18 protein-coding genes are annotated in these 14,464 nt (G+C 74.0%); 11 read left to right on the top strand and 7 right to left on the bottom strand.

Annotation, left to right across the window (positions count from 1 at the left end; all coding sequences use genetic code 11):
- Positions 1–37: 37 nt before the first annotated feature.
- The 5 genes from GA0070622_RS00780 to GA0070622_RS00760 form a co-directional block, all read right to left on the bottom strand.
- A complete protein-coding gene (locus tag GA0070622_RS00780; protein WP_245666089.1) occupies positions 38–847 on the bottom strand; it encodes a DUF3800 domain-containing protein in 810 nt (269 codons plus the stop codon).
- Positions 844–1,209, bottom strand: a complete 366-nt coding sequence (locus GA0070622_RS00775; RefSeq protein ID WP_091565379.1) for a hypothetical protein — start codon at positions 1,207–1,209, stop codon at positions 844–846. The genes GA0070622_RS00780 and GA0070622_RS00775 overlap by 4 nt, the downstream gene beginning before the upstream one ends.
- A gap of 29 nt (positions 1,210–1,238) precedes the next feature.
- On the bottom strand, positions 1,239–1,487 hold the full coding sequence (locus GA0070622_RS00770; protein WP_091565374.1) for a hypothetical protein: 249 nt from the start codon (positions 1,485–1,487) through the stop codon (positions 1,239–1,241).
- Between the two features lie 77 nt (positions 1,488–1,564).
- A complete protein-coding gene (mscL, locus tag GA0070622_RS00765) occupies positions 1,565–2,035 on the bottom strand; it encodes a large conductance mechanosensitive channel protein MscL (RefSeq protein ID WP_091565370.1) in 471 nt (156 codons plus the stop codon).
- A gap of 39 nt (positions 2,036–2,074) precedes the next feature.
- The gene (locus tag GA0070622_RS00760; protein WP_091565365.1) at positions 2,075–2,758 is read right to left on the bottom strand and encodes a FadR/GntR family transcriptional regulator; all 684 of its coding nucleotides are present in this window, start codon (positions 2,756–2,758) and stop codon (positions 2,075–2,077) included.
- Positions 2,759–2,807: 49 nt separating this feature from the next.
- Here GA0070622_RS00760 and GA0070622_RS00755 point away from each other — a divergent pair, with 49 nt between their 5' ends.
- Positions 2,808–4,088 carry an MFS transporter gene (locus GA0070622_RS00755; protein ID WP_091565361.1) on the top strand — a complete coding sequence of 427 codons (1,281 nt, stop codon included), beginning with the start codon at positions 2,808–2,810 and terminating at the stop codon, positions 4,086–4,088.
- A gap of 10 nt (positions 4,089–4,098) precedes the next feature.
- Here GA0070622_RS00755 and GA0070622_RS00750 read toward each other — a convergent pair whose 3' ends face one another.
- Positions 4,099–4,455, bottom strand: coding sequence for an STAS domain-containing protein (locus GA0070622_RS00750; RefSeq protein ID WP_088642031.1), 357 nt, complete (start codon positions 4,453–4,455; stop codon positions 4,099–4,101).
- A gap of 159 nt (positions 4,456–4,614) precedes the next feature.
- Between GA0070622_RS00750 and GA0070622_RS00745 the strand changes: the two genes are divergently transcribed.
- The 6 genes from GA0070622_RS00745 to GA0070622_RS00720 are packed head-to-tail and all read left to right on the top strand — an operon-like array spanning position 4,615 to position 10,255.
- A complete protein-coding gene (locus GA0070622_RS00745) occupies positions 4,615–5,475 on the top strand; it encodes an STAS domain-containing protein (protein ID WP_091565356.1) in 861 nt (286 codons plus the stop codon).
- Positions 5,475–5,885, top strand: a complete 411-nt coding sequence (locus GA0070622_RS00740; RefSeq protein ID WP_091565353.1) for an STAS domain-containing protein — start codon at positions 5,475–5,477, stop codon at positions 5,883–5,885. The genes GA0070622_RS00745 and GA0070622_RS00740 overlap by 1 nt, the downstream gene beginning before the upstream one ends.
- Positions 5,882–6,301 (top strand): ATP-binding protein, encoded by a 420-nt coding sequence (locus GA0070622_RS00735; protein WP_091565349.1) that lies wholly within the window; start codon positions 5,882–5,884, stop codon positions 6,299–6,301. The genes GA0070622_RS00740 and GA0070622_RS00735 overlap by 4 nt, the downstream gene beginning before the upstream one ends.
- The gene (locus GA0070622_RS00730; protein ID WP_091576689.1) at positions 6,298–7,311 is read left to right on the top strand and encodes a SpoIIE family protein phosphatase; all 1,014 of its coding nucleotides are present in this window, start codon (positions 6,298–6,300) and stop codon (positions 7,309–7,311) included. The genes GA0070622_RS00735 and GA0070622_RS00730 overlap by 4 nt, the downstream gene beginning before the upstream one ends.
- 53 nt (positions 7,312–7,364) lie before the next feature.
- Complete coding sequence (locus GA0070622_RS00725) at positions 7,365–8,714, top strand: sensor histidine kinase (protein WP_091576687.1); 1,350 nt, start codon at positions 7,365–7,367, stop codon at positions 8,712–8,714.
- 2 nt (positions 8,715–8,716) lie between these two features.
- A complete protein-coding gene (locus tag GA0070622_RS00720) occupies positions 8,717–10,255 on the top strand; it encodes a SpoIIE family protein phosphatase (protein ID WP_091576685.1) in 1,539 nt (512 codons plus the stop codon).
- A gap of 19 nt (positions 10,256–10,274) precedes the next feature.
- Here GA0070622_RS00720 and GA0070622_RS00715 read toward each other — a convergent pair whose 3' ends face one another.
- On the bottom strand, positions 10,275–11,084 hold the full coding sequence (locus tag GA0070622_RS00715) for a helix-turn-helix domain-containing protein (RefSeq protein WP_091565346.1): 810 nt from the start codon (positions 11,082–11,084) through the stop codon (positions 10,275–10,277).
- Positions 11,085–11,115: 31 nt separating this feature from the next.
- On the opposite strand from GA0070622_RS00715, the gene GA0070622_RS00710 reads away from it, so the two are divergent.
- Genes GA0070622_RS00710 through GA0070622_RS00695 form a run of 4 tightly spaced genes read left to right on the top strand, consistent with a single transcriptional unit; the run spans position 11,116 to position 14,462 of the window.
- Complete coding sequence (locus GA0070622_RS00710; protein ID WP_091565342.1) at positions 11,116–11,688, top strand: TIGR03086 family metal-binding protein; 573 nt, start codon at positions 11,116–11,118, stop codon at positions 11,686–11,688.
- A gap of 31 nt (positions 11,689–11,719) precedes the next feature.
- Entirely contained in the window at positions 11,720–12,256 is a 537-nt protein-coding gene (locus GA0070622_RS00705) for a PadR family transcriptional regulator (RefSeq protein ID WP_091565339.1), read from the top strand.
- A complete protein-coding gene (locus tag GA0070622_RS00700) occupies positions 12,253–12,954 on the top strand; it encodes an ABC transporter ATP-binding protein (RefSeq protein ID WP_091565335.1) in 702 nt (233 codons plus the stop codon). Before GA0070622_RS00705 ends, GA0070622_RS00700 begins: the two co-directional genes overlap by 4 nt.
- Positions 12,951–14,462: an FtsX-like permease family protein gene (locus GA0070622_RS00695; RefSeq protein ID WP_091565332.1), complete on the top strand. Its 1,512-nt coding sequence runs from the start codon at positions 12,951–12,953 to the stop codon at positions 14,460–14,462. The genes GA0070622_RS00700 and GA0070622_RS00695 overlap by 4 nt, the downstream gene beginning before the upstream one ends.
- Positions 14,463–14,464 lie beyond the last annotated feature (2 nt).

Here is a 14,464-nt window from a genome sequence, read left to right as displayed (position 1 = left end):
CCTGCGAGGGTTCCCGCAACCGCCTTAGGGCCCGCTTTCACGCGGGCCCTTCGTGCGTCGGCCGTCCGGTCGGATGCCAGCACCAGGAGTGGTACCGGCGCGGCTCGACCCAGGACCACAACCGCGTGTTGGTCGTCGCCTCCCGAGGATTCGCACCCGCCCCGCTCGCCATCCTTCGGAACAGGAAAGTGACCAGGTCGACGGCCTGTACCAACCGGGAGGCGTGCGACGGGGCGAAGTGCAGGGTGTCCACGATCCGGCTGAGCCGCCGCGAACGGTAGCCCCCGGTTCCGTCGACCCGGTAGCGGGTCAGGTCCGAGCGGTGAGTGGCAGGGTTGTCGACCTCGTCCGCGATCACCAGGGCCAATTCGTCCCGCATCGCCGCGTATCCGTCCACCCGTTCCAGAAGGTGTGACAGCACCACCTCGTGGGCGGGGCGGGTGAGCCCGTAACGCCGGGCGAGGCCGTGCCGGTCGACACCGCGCAGGATGACAGTGACGTCGTAAGTGCCGATCGCCTTGAGTGCCGCGTTGTAGACGGCGATCCGGGCGCGTGGCGGCACGCTCGCCCAGGACATCCGCCCCTGGAACAGGTCGTACCCGTGGAGTTCGGCGGCTCGACCGATGCCGTACGCCTTGGCCGCATCCGTCATCACCTCGTCGAGCGCGGTGCTGAGCGGGATGGCCACAGCCTCCGGGACCAGAAGCGCGCCGACCCAGTACCAGCGATCGGTGTACGACTCGTCCACATAGGTCAGCAGCACCCGACGAGCGTAGGCCGGTTTCCGAGCGTGGCCGGCCTCGACGCGCAGGACCGCCGAAACGGCGCATTCGGCCCTGGCGGTCACTCCTCGGCGGGTAGCTCCGCGGCCGGGACGGTGAGGCGTACCGCGCCGTCGCTCACCCCGGCGATCCGGTCGGCCAGCACGTAGACCGCGCCGGTCGGGGTCAGCTCGGTGGAGACCTTGAGGTAGCCCTCGCGCAGCAGTCGGGCGGCCAGGTCGGCCGGCACCTCCGGCTCGTCGACGGCGGCCGACTCGATCAGCTCGTCGAGGCTGCCGCCCGGGTCGACCGGGGTGGGCGCCTGCACGGTCACCGCCGCCGGGTCGCCGCGTTGGACGAGATCCACGGTGCCCACCTCGACGCCGGTGGAGTCGACCACCCGCATGCCGGTGGTGACGCGGGAGACGGTGTCCTGCTGCTGGCTCATGCAGGAGCGGTTCCCGGGGCGCGCGGGCGCTAAACGGAGGGGGCCCAGCCGCCCGGCGGGCGGGGGGACAGCTCGCGCCAGGTGTCCGGCCCCTCCAGCAGCGCCCGGACCGTCTCCTCGGCCTCCTCCACGCTGGCGTGCTCGTAGAACCGGGAGACCCCCTCGGCGCCGCCGGCGCGCTGCTCCACGTGCCAGCGGTCGCCGTCCACCCGGAGGAAGACGTCCCGCCGGGCGAGCCGTCCCCACTTCCCGTTCCACCAGTGCCTGCGCTGCTCCATGCCGGGACTCTATCGAACATGTGTTCGATACACGTCGGCCCCCGCGGGATTCCCACGGGGGCCGATCGGCTATGGCGTCAGCGCGGGGTCGGCGGCTCCTGCCGGCGGCCGAGCACGTCGTCCAGCGCGCCGCGCTGCGCGGGCGTGCCGTGGCCGCCGGCGAGCAGCGCGTCCCGGATCTCGGTCAGCAGCTTCACCTCTTCGCTGGGCGCGGAGGGCGGGGGCTCCTCGCCGCGCTTGCGCCGCTCGGCGAGCCGGTTCATCGGGTATACGACCAGGAAGTAGAGGGCCGCCGCGGTGAGCACGAACGTGATCGCCGCGTTGACGAACGCCACCCAGTCGAACGGGATGCCCCGGAACTTGGGCGTCGAGCCGCTGAGGCCGTCCTTGCTGCCGGTGATCAGTGCGATGAACACCCGCACCAGCGGTTCCAGGAACGACTTGGTCAGCTGGGTGACCACGCCGGTGAACGCGGCGCCGATGACGACGCCGACCGCCAGGTCGACGACGTTGCCGCGCATGATGAAGTCTTTGAAGCCCTTGAGCATCAGCTCTCCCGTGCTGTCCGAATCTCCGTCGGGGACAACCTATGCCCGGGAGGGTCCTTCGAGAAAAGCACCGGCCTCGATCGCCGCCCGCTGCGGATCGCCGGCCCGGATCGCCTCCACCAGTCGACCGTGGTCGACGTATCGCTCGGGGGCCAGCGTGCCGCCCATGGCCTGGGCGACGGTGCTGCGCAGCGCGGCGCCGACCGAGGCGTAGAGCTCGGCGAGCATGGCGTTGTGCGCGGCGGCCACCACCACGGTGTGCAGCGCGGCGTCGGCCTCGACGAACTCGTCCACCCGGCCGGAGCGCCACGCGGCCTCCCGGGTGGCGAGCGCACCGTCGAGCGCCGCCAGGTCGGCCGGGGTACGCCGCAGCGCGGCGAGCCGGGCGGCCTCCACCTCGAACGCGCGCCGGACCTCGATCACCTCGGCCATCCGGTCGTCGGTGAGCCGGCGGGCCACCACCGGGGCCAGCTCGTCGGTCGACACCACGTAGGTGCCGGAGCCCTGCCGGCACTCCAGCACCCCGGCGTGCACCAGCGCGCGAACCGCCTCGCGGACCGTGTTGCGCCCGACGCCGAGCGCGGCGACCAGTTGCGGCTCGGTGGGGATGCGCCCACCCACCGGCCACTCGCCACCCAGGATCCGCTCCCGGAGCTGCTCGATGGTCTGCCGGACCCGGTGACCGCGCGGTGGCACGGCGACGGAATCCACGGCGGGTGTCACCGGTTACACCTCCTGCCGAAATTCATCCCATGATTGTAGGTTCGAGGTCATGACCCCGCCACCCGTGCCCACCGCGACCGCGCCCACCACCGACGTCACGCCCGGTCCGGCCCCGGCCGCCGCCCCGGCCCCCGGCGTGGGTCCGGCGCGCGGTGGGCTGCTCGTGCTGGCCGGGATGCTGCTCGTCGCGCTGAACCTGCGGGCCGCGGTGACCAGCCTGGGCGCCCTGCTCGACGAGATCCGCGTCGGGCTCGGCCTCTCCGGCGCCATGGCCGGCGTGGTCACCACACTGCCCACCGTCGCGTTCGCCGGGCTGGGCGCGCTCACCCCGTGGCTGGTCCGCCGCTGGGCGGCGCCCCGGGTGCTCGTCCTGGCCATGATCGCGCTCACCGTCGGGCAGGTGCTGCGCGCGGTCACCGGGTCGGCGGCGGTCTTCGTGCTCACCAGCGCGCTCGCGCTGGCCGGCATCGCGGTGGCGAACATCCTGCTGCCGATGCTGGTCAAGCAGCACTTCCCGCACCGCACCGGACTGGTCACCGGGGCGTACACGATGGCCCTGACGGTGGGCACGACGGTGGCCGCCGCGTCCGCCGTGCCGGTGGCCCACGCCTTCGGCTCCTGGCGGGCCGGGCTGGGCGTCTGGGCCGGGCTGGCCGCGCTGGCCGTGATCCCGTGGGTGCCGCTGGCGCTGCGGGCCCGCGCGGCGCGACGGGCCGCGCCCCCGGCGGCGGCGGTCGCCACCCCGACCCGGGTGCGCCCCGGGCGGACCCGGCTCGGCTGGGCCATGGCGGTCTACTTCGGGGCGCAGTCGCTCAGCGGGTACGCGATCATGGGCTGGCTGGCCCAGTTGTTCCGGGACGCCGGCTACCGGCCGGAGGCCGCCGGACTGCTGCTCGCCGGCGTCACCGCGCTGGGCGTGCCGGTGGCGCTGATGATGCCGGCGCTGGCCGGCCGGTTGGCCACGCTGCGACCGCTGGTGCTGTCGCTGACCGTGTTCTCCACCGCCGCGTACCTCGGGTTGGCGCTCGCGCCGCGCGGCCTGGCGCCGCTGTGGGTGCTGCTGCTCGCGCTCGGCCAGGGCGCGTTCCCGCTGATCCTGACCACGATCGGGCTGCGCGCCCGGACCGCCGAGGGCACCGTCGCGCTGTCCGCCTTCGCGCAGAGCACCGGATACGTGATCGCCGCGCTCGGCCCGCTGCTGGTCGGCATCCTCTACGAGGCGACCGGCGGCTGGACCGCCCCCATCGGCTTCCTGCTGGTGGCGCTCGCCGTGCAGACGACCGCGGGCATGGTGATCGCCCGTCCCCGCTACATCGAGGACGAGCGCTGAAAAGTTTCAGTCAGGAGGAGGCCGGGGTGGGGTCGCCGGCGACGGCCTGCTCCACCGTCGGGTAGGTGTGCAGCACCTCGACCAGGCCGCTGACCTCGAGGATGCGCAGCACGCCGCGCTGCGGGGCGGCAAGCCGGACCACGCCGCCGGCCTCGTCGCAGCTGTTCTTGGCGCGGACGAACACCGACAGCCCCGTCGAGTCGCAGAACGACACCTCGGCCAGGTCGAACACGAGCCGGCTGCGCCCCTTGTCCAGCAGATCCGTGATCTGATCCTGGAGCTGCGGTGCCGTGGCCATGTCCAGCTCGCCCGCGACCGACACGACGACCACGTCGCCGCGCTGTTCCGTGTGCACCGTCAGGGACATTCGTCGACCTCCTGTGTTCGGAGGAACGGTATCCCACGACGGGCGTCTCGCGCAGAACGGGAGCCGGCACAGGTGCCGTCGATCATCTCTTTGCTCCGCGACAACTAGTGCGGTGACCCCCGGTGATAGAGTCCGCCCGTCCAGATCAGGGAGGTCACCATGGCGTTGAGCGCCGAACAGGGTGGTCGGCTCGCCCACCTGCTGAACGAGCACGCCGACCGGCTGGCCGAGCGCTGGACGGAGATCGTCGCCAGCTCGCTGCGCGGCCGGCTGAGCCGGGCCGAGCTGAACCGCCAGGTGCAGGAACTCCACCGCGCGCTGGTCGAGGCCGGCCGGCACGGCGTGACCGACCTCGCCGGCGAGCACGGCGGTGAGCTGCGTGCCGTGCTCTCCGAGCTGTCCACCAATCGGGCCCGGCAGGGGTTCAGCGCCACCGAGACCGCGATCAGCGTGTTCGCGCTCAAGGACGTCCTGCTGGAGCTGATGGAGGAGGGGCGGGACGACAACACCCTGCGTGACTTCGTCGCCTTCTCCGCGCTGATCGACCAGATGGGGCTGTTCACCTTCGAGACGTTCGTCCGCGCCCGGGAGAGCCTCATCGCCGACCAGGCGGAGCAGTTGCTGGAGCTCTCCACGCCGGTGGTCAAGCTCTGGGAGGGCGTGGTCGCCGTCCCGCTGGTCGGCACGCTCGACTCGGCCCGCGCCCAGGTGGTGATGGAGCGGCTGCTGCAGACGCTCGTCGACACCGGCTCGCCGTACGCGATCATCGACATCACCGGCGTGCCGGCGGTGGACACCCAGGTCGCGCAGCACATCCTCAAGACCGTGGTGGCCGCCCGGCTGATGGGCGCCGACTGCATCATCTCCGGCATCCGGCCGCAGATCGCCCAGACGATCGTCGCCCTCGGCATCGAGTTCGGGGACATCGCCACCAAGGCGAGCCTGGCCGACGCGCTGCGGCACGTGCTGCGCCTGACCGGGGTCGAGACCACCGCCCGCCGCGCACGCCGGGAGGCGTGATGGAGCGGGTGCCGATCCTCAAGATCGGCGACATCCTGCTGGTCTCGATCCAGGTCGACATGTCCGACCAGACGGCGGTCCAGCTCCAGGAGGACCTGGCCGAGCGGATCGTCGCCACCGGCTGCCACGGCGTGATCATCGACATCACGGCGCTGGACATCGTCGACTCGTTCGTCGGCCGGATGCTCTCCACCATCGCGTCCATCTCCAAGGTGCTGGACGCCGAGACCGTGGTGGTCGGCATGCGTCCCGCCGTCGCCATCACCCTGGTCGAGCTGGGCCTGTCGCTCAACGGCATCCGTACCGCGCTCAACGTCGAGCGGGGCATGGAGCTGATCGCGGCCAGCCGCGCCGACGACTGGGACGAGGCGCCCGGCGACGAGGACGCCGAGACGACGGCGACGCCATGACCACGGGCGTCGACCTGGGGGTGCCGGCGACGCAGGCGATCCGTAGCGACGAGGACGTGGTACGGGTACGGCAGTTGGTGCGTACCACCGCCGTCGCGGTCCGGCTCTCCCTGGTCGACCAGACCAAGCTGGTCACCGCCGCCAGCGAACTGGCCCGCAACACGCTGATCTACGGCGGCGGGGGCAACGCCGAGGTGAGCACCGTCTCCGACGGCCGCCGGCGCGGCGTCCGCATCGTCTTCGCCGACCAGGGTCCGGGCATCCCCGACCTCGACCTGGCGCTCACCGACGGCTACACCACCGGCGGCGGCCTGGGACTCGGCCTCAGCGGCGCCCGCCGGCTCGTCGACGACTTCGACATCCGGACCGCCGTCGGCGAGGGCACGACCATCACCGTCACCAAGTGGTCGCGATGACCGCCGACGTGGTCCCCGACCACGGCGTCTGGTTCCGGGTCGACAACGGCGCGACCGCCGGTGGCGTACGCCGGGCGGCCGAGCGCCTCGGTCGCCAGCTCGAACTGAGCGCGGACCGCGTCGCGGACCTGGCCATCATCACCGCCGAGATCACCAGCAACCTGGTCAAGCACGCCCGCGAGGGCACGCTGCTGCTGCGCCCGGCGCGCCGCAACGGGCGGGCCGGGGTGGAGCTGGTGGCCATCGACGCCGGCCCCGGCATGGCCGACCTCACGCTCTCCTCGACCGACGGTCACTCCACGGTCGGCACGCTCGGCATCGGCCTCGGCGCCATCGTCCGGCAGGCGAGCCGGTTCGACGGCTACTCGCTCAGCGGCCGGGGCACCGTCCTGACCGTTCAGGTGTGGGACGGGCCGCCGCCGGAGCCGGACTGGGCCGCCGGGTTGGCCCGGCCGATCACCGGCGAGCAGGACAGCGGCGACGGGTACGCGGTGCGCGAGGTCGACGGCCGCCGGCAGGTGCTGGTCTGCGACGGACTGGGGCACGGGCCGCTGGCCGCCGCCGCCACCGGAGCCGCGGTCGCCGCGTTCCGCTCGGCGCCGGTCGGACCACCGGACGTCGTGGTGCGGCACCTGCACGCGGGCATGTCGCACACCCGGGGCGCGGCGCTCGCGGTGGCCGAACCGGACCCGGCGACCGGGCTGCTGCGCTACGCCGGCCTGGGCAACATCGCCGCCATGATCGTCGCGTCGGGCGAGCGGCGGCGGGGCCTGGTCTCGCTGCCGGGCATCGCCGGCCACCAGCGTCCGGCGGTAGGCGGGTACGAGTACCCGTTCGCGCCCGGGTCGACCCTGGTCATGCACAGTGACGGCGTGGTGGACCGCTGGGACCTGGACGACTACCCCGGGTTGGCCGGGCGGGCGCCGCTGCTGGTCGCCGCCACCCTGCTCCGGGACGCCGGGGTCCGCCGTGACGACGCGTGCGTCCTGGTCGCCCGGGGCTCGGCATGAGCGAACGCACCGAGCGCAGCGAGGGCCGTGAGGGCATGCCCGGTCGGCACGGCATGAGCGAACCCCTTCTGCATCTGGCGCTCCGGGTCGAGCAGGACATCTTCCTGATCCGGCAGCGCGGCCGGGAGGTCGCCGCGGCCGTCGGCCTGGAACACCAGGACCAGGTACGGCTCGCCACCGCGCTCAGCGAGGTCGCCCGGGAGCTGCTGCGCGGGGTCGACGGCGCGGACGTCACGTTCGCGGTCGACCGGGACGTCGCCACCGGCCGGCGGGTGCTCCGGGTGGACCTGGCCCCGGTACGCCCGCTGCCCGAAGGCCGGTACGAGCCGCAGTCCGGCGCGGTGGCGCGTCTGGTGGACACGTTGCAGGTGGTGACCGTCGAGAGCGATACCGTCGTGAGGATGTCCAGACGAGTACCGGACCACGCCGAGGAGCTGACGCCGGACCGCGTCGCCCAGCTCCGCGCCGAGCTGGCCGAGCGCGCTCCGGGCTCCGCGTTGGACGAGTTGGCCGCGCAGAACGCCCAGCTCATCGCCGCGCTGGACGAGGTGCGCAGCCAGCGGGACGAGCTGGCGGTGCTCAACTCCGAGCTCCAGGAGACCAACCGGGGCGTGATGGCGCTCTACAACCAGCTCACCGAGGAGCTGGAGGAGACCAACCGCGGCGTGGTGGCGCTCTACGCCGAGCTGGACGAGAAGTCCGCCCAGCTGCGGGCCGCCAGCGAGTCGAAGAGCCGGTTCCTGGCCAACGTCAGTCATGAGCTGCGCGCCCCGGTCACCGCGATCATCGGCCTGGGACGGCTGCTGGCCGACTCCGCCTCCGATCCGCTCACCGGTGAGCAGGCCCGCCAGGTGGGCCTCATCCGGTCCTCCGCGGGTGACCTGCTGGCCCTGGTGAACGAGCTGCTCGACCTGGCCAAGGCCGAGTCGGGCCGGATCGAGCCGGACTGGTCCGATGTCGACCTGCGCGCGGTGTTCGGGCAGTTGCGCGGCACGTTGCGGGCGCTGGCCACCCGGCCGGAGGTGGAGCTGGTGGTCGAGGAGCCGCCGGCGCCGGCGACGGTCCGCTCGGACGAGGTGCTCCTCGCCCAGGTGCTGCGCAACCTGCTGCACAACGGCCTGAAGTTCACCGAGCGCGGCGAGGTGCGACTGCGCGCCGAGCGCCGCGACGGCATGTGGACGCTGTCGGTCACCGACACCGGCGTGGGCATCCCGGCGGAGCTGCACGAACGGATCTTCGAGGAGTTCTACCAGGTCCCCGGCACGACGCGGGTCGGCGGCACCGGCCTCGGCCTGCCGTACGCCCGGCGGTTGGTCGCCCTGCTCGGCGGGACGCTGGAGCTGACCAGCGAACCGGGCCGGGGCAGCACGTTCACCGTCGTCCTGCCCGTGGGCGGAGCGTGACGGTGGACGGCGGGCCGGCGACGGTGCTGGTGGTCGACGACAGCGGCCCCAAGCGGTACCTGCTGGTGAACTGGCTGAACCGGGCCGGTTTCGTCACCGTCGAGGCCGAGAACGGCACCTCGGCGCTGGACCTGGTGGCCCGGAAGTCGGTCGACCTGGTGGTGCTCGACGTCCGGCTGCCGGACATGAGCGGTTTCGAGGTGTGCGAGCGGATCAAGGAGGCGCACCCCTCCACCCCGGTCATCCACGTCTCGGCGCACGCGGTGGACGTGGTCGACCGGGCGCAGGGGCTGACCCGGGGCGCGGACGCCTACCTGGCCGAGCCGATCGAGCCGGAGGAACTGGTCGCCACCGCGCACGCGGTGCTGCGCTACTACCAGGCCCGGCGGCGGGCCGAGCAGCTCGCCGAGCGGCTCGCCGCGCTGGCCGACGCCACCGTGGAGATGCACGCCGCGCCGAACTTCGTCCGGCTGCTGGAGGCCGCCGCCAGTGGCGCCGCCCGGATCTTCCGGGCGCCGGCGGCGGTGGTCGCCGAGACGTTCGACGGGGACTGCCTGGCGGGCGTGGCCGCCGACCCGCACACGCCGGCCCGGATCGTGCCGTGGGTGGTGGACGACACCGGCGTGCCGATCGGCACCCGCGTGCGGGTCGACGAGCCGGGCGCCTGGTCGGTCGCCGACTGGCCGGACGGCGACACGGTGACCGTGGCCGCCTCCCGGCTGCGCGAGGACCGGGCCCCGCTCTACGTGGTGGTGCCGACCGCCACCCAGACCGTCCGTACGCCGGTGCTGGTGCAGCTCGCTCAGGCCGTCGCCTCGGCGGTGGAGGCGCAGCGCTCCTTCGACGAGGAGCACCGGATCGCGGTGACGCTCCAACGCAGCCTGCTGCCCCGGCGGCTGCCCGAGGTCGCCGGCCTGGACCTGGCCGTCCGCTACGAGCCGGCGAGCGCGCAGACCGAGGTGGGCGGCGACTTCTACGAGCTGGTGATGCTCGACGGGCACCTGCTGGTGGCGATCGGCGACGTGGCCGGTCACTCGTTGCACGCCGCCACCGTGATGGCCGAGCTGCGGCACGCGGTGCGCGCGTACGCGGTGGAGGGGCACCAGCCCGGCATGATCCTGGACCGGGTCAACGAGCTGATGCGCGCCCTGCTGCCGACCGAGCTGGCGACGATCTGCGTGCTGCTGCTCCATCCGCCCACCGGGCTGGTCCGGCTGGCCAGCGCCGGTCACCTGCCGGCGTTGCTGAGCCGGGACGGGCGGGTGGAGTTCGTGACCCAGTCCGCGCCGCTGCTCGGCGTCCGCGCGCCCCGCCCGCCCGACCTGGAGTTCGTGCTGCCGCCCGGGGCCACGCTGGTGCTCTACACGGACGGGCTGATCGAGCGGCGGGACGCGACCATCGACGACGGCATGGCGGCGCTCGGCGTGGTGGCCACCCGGGTCGACGACAACCTCGACGACTTCTGCCAGCGGCTGCTGGTCGAGCTGGCCCCGCCGGAGATCCACGACGACGTCGCGGTCGTCGCGGTCCGCCGCCGCTGAGGCGGTCACCCGCCGGGCGTCACCGCCGGGCGGTGACCAGCGAGCGGGCGTACGCCGCGGGGGAGACACCGGCGACGGCGGTGAATTCGCGGACCAGGTGCGCCTGGTCGGCGTACCCCAGGTCGGCGGCGACCCGCGACCAGTCCAAGGGCCCGGCGGCGGCCTGTTCGATCGCCTCCTGGAGCCGGTAGCGACGGATCACCCACTTCGGACCGACGCCGACCTGGTCCAGGAACAGCCGCTGGAGCCGGCGGGTGGAGACGGCGTGCCGCCGCGCGAAGTCGGCCACCCGCAGCACGCCCCGGTCGGCGCGGATCTCCTCGACCAGCGCGGTGACCTCGGCGGTGAGCGGATCCGGGACCGGTGACGCGGCGGCCAGCAGGTCGTCCAGCCGGCGGCACCGCTCGTCGTCGGTGCCCGGGCAGACCGGCCGGTCCGGCCCGGGCAGGTGCGTCGCGGCGAGCGGGACGCGGCGGCCGCTCAGCTCGGCCACCGGACGCCCCCAGAACGGGCGGAAGCCGCCGGGACGGAACTGGACGCCGGTGACCCGCCCGGCGCCGTGCAGCGTGACGGTGAAGAGGCCGGTGTCCACACCGGCCACCACGGCGTGCTCGATCCCGCCCTCCTGCGCCTGGAACACCAGGTTGACCGCCGGGTGCGGCACCACCCGCTGGTCGAACGGCTCGGCCAGGTCCCAGTCGATCAGCCAGTAGTGCTCCACCCAGGGGCGCAGCGCCGGCGCGGGCAACCGGCGCCGGAACCGGACCTGCCGCAGCAGCCGGTCGGGATCGAGGATCCCCCGGCTGTCCCGCCGTGGTTCGTGTCGCATTTCTTCAAGACCGTCCTCATACGCTGGCTCTATGAGCACGAAGACTAGTGAGCTGCTGTCCGTCGCGTCGCCGGGCACGACGGCGGTGGTGCGTGGCGTCGCCGACGACCAGCTCGACCTGCCCACCCCCTGCCCCGACTACAGCGTGCGCGACCTGCTGAACCACGTGACCGACGTGGTGGTCAACTTCCAGGCGATGGCCCGGCGGGAGGAGGTCGACTGGTCGGGCAAGACCGACCACCTGACCGAGGGCTGGCGGGACCGGTTCGCCACCGAGGCGGCGCGGCTGGTCGAGGCGTGGTCGGACCCGGCGGCGTTGGAGGGTGTCTCGCCCGGCCTGGGCCTGCCGCAGGAGACGGTCGGGCTGATGGCCCTGATCGACCTCACCGTGCACGGCTGGGACCTGGCCCGGGCCACCGGGCAGGAGCTGGTGGTGGACCCGTCCGTGGTGGCGGCGGGGCACGACTTCATGGACCGGATGGGCGACATGGGGCAGCGGATGGGCGCGTTCGGCGCTCCGGTGCCCACCGACGCGGCCCCGACCACGCTGGCGGCGCTGCTCGCCCGCACCGGGCGCGACCCGGCCTGGGCGCCTCCTGCTTGACGGTTCTATTCACTGAGTGAATAGTAGGGGCGTGTCCACCCAGCACGTCCTGCTCGGGCTGCTCGCCGCCGGCCCACGCCACGGCTACGAGCTGAAACGCGCCCACGACGAGCGGCTGCCCCGGGCCCGGCCGCTCGCCTTCGGGCAGGTCTACGCGACGCTGGCCCGGCTGCACCGGGACGGCCTGGTCGCCCCCGCCGGTCAGGCCCGCGAGGGCGGCCCGGACCGCACCGCCTACGCGCTCACCGGCGCGGGCCGGGCCGCGCTCGACCAGTGGCTGGCCACCGTCGAACCGCCGATGCCCTACGTGGCCAGCACGCTCTTCGCCAAGGTGGTGGTCGCGCTCCTGGTGGCCGACGCCGACCAGGCGCGCGCCTACCTGGTCGCCCAGCGCCGCGCCCACACCGAGCGGCTGCGCGAGCTGACCGCGGTCAAGAGCGCACCCGGTGCCCGCCTCGACGAGGTGGTCGCCGCCGACTTCGCCATCGCCCATCTCGACGCCGATCTGCGGTGGCTGCACACCACCCTGGACCGGGTCGCCGACTGGCACCGGGAGGTGCACTCGTGACGTTCCTGGAAGCGCGCGGCGTGGTCCGGGCTTACGGCCCGACACCCGCACTGCGCGGCGTGACGCTCGACGTGGCCGAGGGCGAGATCGTGGCCGTCACCGGCCCGAGCGGCTGCGGCAAGTCGACACTGCTGCACTGCCTCGCCGGCATCCTGCGCCCCGACGCCGGTCAGGTCACCTGGCGCGGCGAACGGATCGACCAGTGGTCGGAGGCGGCCCGGTCCCGGCTGCGCCGCACCGACTTCGGGGTGCTGTTCCAGTTCGGCCAGCTCGTCGCCGAGCTGACCGCGGCGGAGAACGTCGCCCTTCCGTTGCTTCTCGCCGGCACGGGGCGGCGAGCGGCACGGACGGCGGCGCTCACCTGGCTGGAACGGCTCGGCGTGGCCGAGGTCGCCGACGCCCGACCGGGCGAGATGTCCGGCGGCCAGCAGCAGCGCTGCGCGCTGTCCCGGGCGCTGGTCACCGAGCCGCGGGTCCTCTTCGCCGACGAGCCCACCGGCGCGCTCGACACGCTCGCCGGCGAGCAGGTGCTCACCCAACTGGTCCGGCTGGCCCGCGACCAACGCACCACGGTCGTGCTGGTCACCCACGAGCCGCGGATCGCCGCGTACGCGGACCGGGAGGTGAGCCTGCGCGACGGGATGGTCGACCACACCGGGCTGGGCCTCGACCCGGCGGTGCCGGGCGGCACGCGGTGAGGCCGGCGACACTGCTGCGACTCGCGCTCGCCGGCACCCGCACCGATGGCGCGCGGGTGGCGTTGACCGCGGTGAGCGCCGCGCTGGCGACGCTCGCCGGGCTGGCCGCGCTCACCGTGCTGGCCGTGGCCAAGCCGCCCGGTAACGCCTGGACGCAGTCCGAGCAGTACACCAACGCCCTGCTGCGGGAACCGGGCCTGCGCCCCGGCGTCGCCTTCGCCCTGCTGCTGCTCTGCATACCGGTCCTCGGGCTGGCCGGGCAGTGCGCCCGCCTCGGCGCGCCGGGCCGGGACCGGCGGTTGGCCGCGCTCCGGCTGGTCGGCGCCACGCCCGGCCAGGTCACCCGGATCGCGGTCGCCGAGACCGGCGTGGCGAGCCTGCTCGGCACCGTCACCGGCCTCGCCGTCTTCCTGGTCGGGCGCCGGCTGCTGCACCGGCCCGACGCCACCGGCCGGCTGCCCCTGCCCACCGACGTGCTCCCGGCCCCGGCCGCCACGACCGCCGTCGTGCTCGGCCTGCCGCTGGTCGCCGCGCTGGCGAGCGCGCTGCTGCTGCGGCGGGTCACCACCACCCCGTTCGGCGTCGTGCGCCGGGTCCGCACCCGCGCCCCCTGGCCGTGGCCCGGCGTGCTCATCCTGGCCGCGCTGGCCATGTTCGCCGCGATCCGCCCGGTCCTGGTCTGGTACGAGCAGCGCGACGTCGTCGAGCCTGACTGGGTGGCGCCACTGATGCTGATGGCCGGCGGGCTGACCGCGATGATCGGCGTGGTGTCCGGCACCGGCTGGATCTCGTACCAGACCGGGCGGGTGCTGCACCGGCACGGGCGCGGCGCCGCCGCGCTGCTCGCGGCGCGCCGGCTCACCGCCGACCCGTGGGCCGGCAGCCGCACGTTCGCCGCCCTGCTCGCCGCGCTGATCGTCGGTGCCGGTGCCGCCGGGATCCGCGCCGACTTCCTGGCCCAGGCCGAGCTGACCCGCCGCACCGGTGCGGGGCTGTCCGACCCGGACTTCTACCTCAACGCGATGGGCCTGGTCGACCTGGCGATCGTGGTGGCGATGGCGATCGCCGGCGGTGGGCTGCTCGTCGCCGTGGTCGAGGGCATCACCAGCCGGCGCCGGGCGTACGCCGCCCAGGTGGCCACCGGCGTGCCGCGCGCCACCATCGGCCGGTCGCTGCTCTGGGCGTCGCTCGCCCCGGCCGTGCCGGCGGTCGGGCTCGCGCTGACCGTCGGATACCTGCTGGTCCGGGGACTGCTCCCCGACCCGAGCGGCGGCGGCTACCGGACCACGGTCTGCGACGCCGGTCCCGACCTGTGCGGCGATCCGGCCACCAGCGTCCGCTACGCCCGTACCGAATGGGTGCCGGAGGTGGTCGTCCGGCCGGACGTGCCGTGGGAGCAGCTGGCCTGGCTCGCGGCGGGTGGGCTGGCGGCGGTGCTGGCCACCGCCGCCGCCGGCCTGCTGGTTCTGCGCGCCAGCACCTCGGTGGAGGAACTGCGCACCACCTAGGA

It is taken from the genome of Micromonospora sediminicola, from assembly GCF_900089585.1.
Classification (GTDB): domain Bacteria; phylum Actinomycetota; class Actinomycetes; order Mycobacteriales; family Micromonosporaceae; genus Micromonospora; species Micromonospora sediminicola.
The sequence above is the reverse complement of the archived record's forward strand: the minus strand, read 5'-3'. Positions and strand labels throughout refer to the sequence as shown.

Bases quoted from the DNA above. Each gene is read 5' to 3' on its own strand.
- GA0070622_RS00730 (WP_091576689.1), top strand. From the start codon at position 6,298: ATGACCGCCGACGTGGTCCCCGACCACGGCGTCTGGTTCCGGGTCGAC.
- GA0070622_RS00750 (WP_088642031.1), bottom strand. From the start codon at position 4,455: ATGTCCCTGACGGTGCACACGGAACAGCGCGGCGACGTGGTCGTCGTG.
- GA0070622_RS00740 (WP_091565353.1), top strand. From the start codon at position 5,475: ATGGAGCGGGTGCCGATCCTCAAGATCGGCGACATCCTGCTGGTCTCG.
- GA0070622_RS00770 (WP_091565374.1), bottom strand. From the start codon at position 1,487: ATGGAGCAGCGCAGGCACTGGTGGAACGGGAAGTGGGGACGGCTCGCC.
- GA0070622_RS00735 (WP_091565349.1), top strand. From the start codon at position 5,882: ATGACCACGGGCGTCGACCTGGGGGTGCCGGCGACGCAGGCGATCCGT.
- GA0070622_RS00755 (WP_091565361.1), top strand. From the start codon at position 2,808: ATGACCCCGCCACCCGTGCCCACCGCGACCGCGCCCACCACCGACGTC.
- GA0070622_RS00775 (WP_091565379.1), bottom strand. From the start codon at position 1,209: ATGAGCCAGCAGCAGGACACCGTCTCCCGCGTCACCACCGGCATGCGG.
- GA0070622_RS00745 (WP_091565356.1), top strand. From the start codon at position 4,615: ATGGCGTTGAGCGCCGAACAGGGTGGTCGGCTCGCCCACCTGCTGAAC.
- GA0070622_RS00710 (WP_091565342.1), top strand. From the start codon at position 11,116: ATGAGCACGAAGACTAGTGAGCTGCTGTCCGTCGCGTCGCCGGGCACG.
- GA0070622_RS00725 (WP_091576687.1), top strand. From the start codon at position 7,365: ATGAGCGAACCCCTTCTGCATCTGGCGCTCCGGGTCGAGCAGGACATC.
- GA0070622_RS00715 (WP_091565346.1), bottom strand. From the start codon at position 11,084: ATGCGACACGAACCACGGCGGGACAGCCGGGGGATCCTCGATCCCGAC.
- mscL (WP_091565370.1), bottom strand. From the start codon at position 2,035: ATGCTCAAGGGCTTCAAAGACTTCATCATGCGCGGCAACGTCGTCGAC.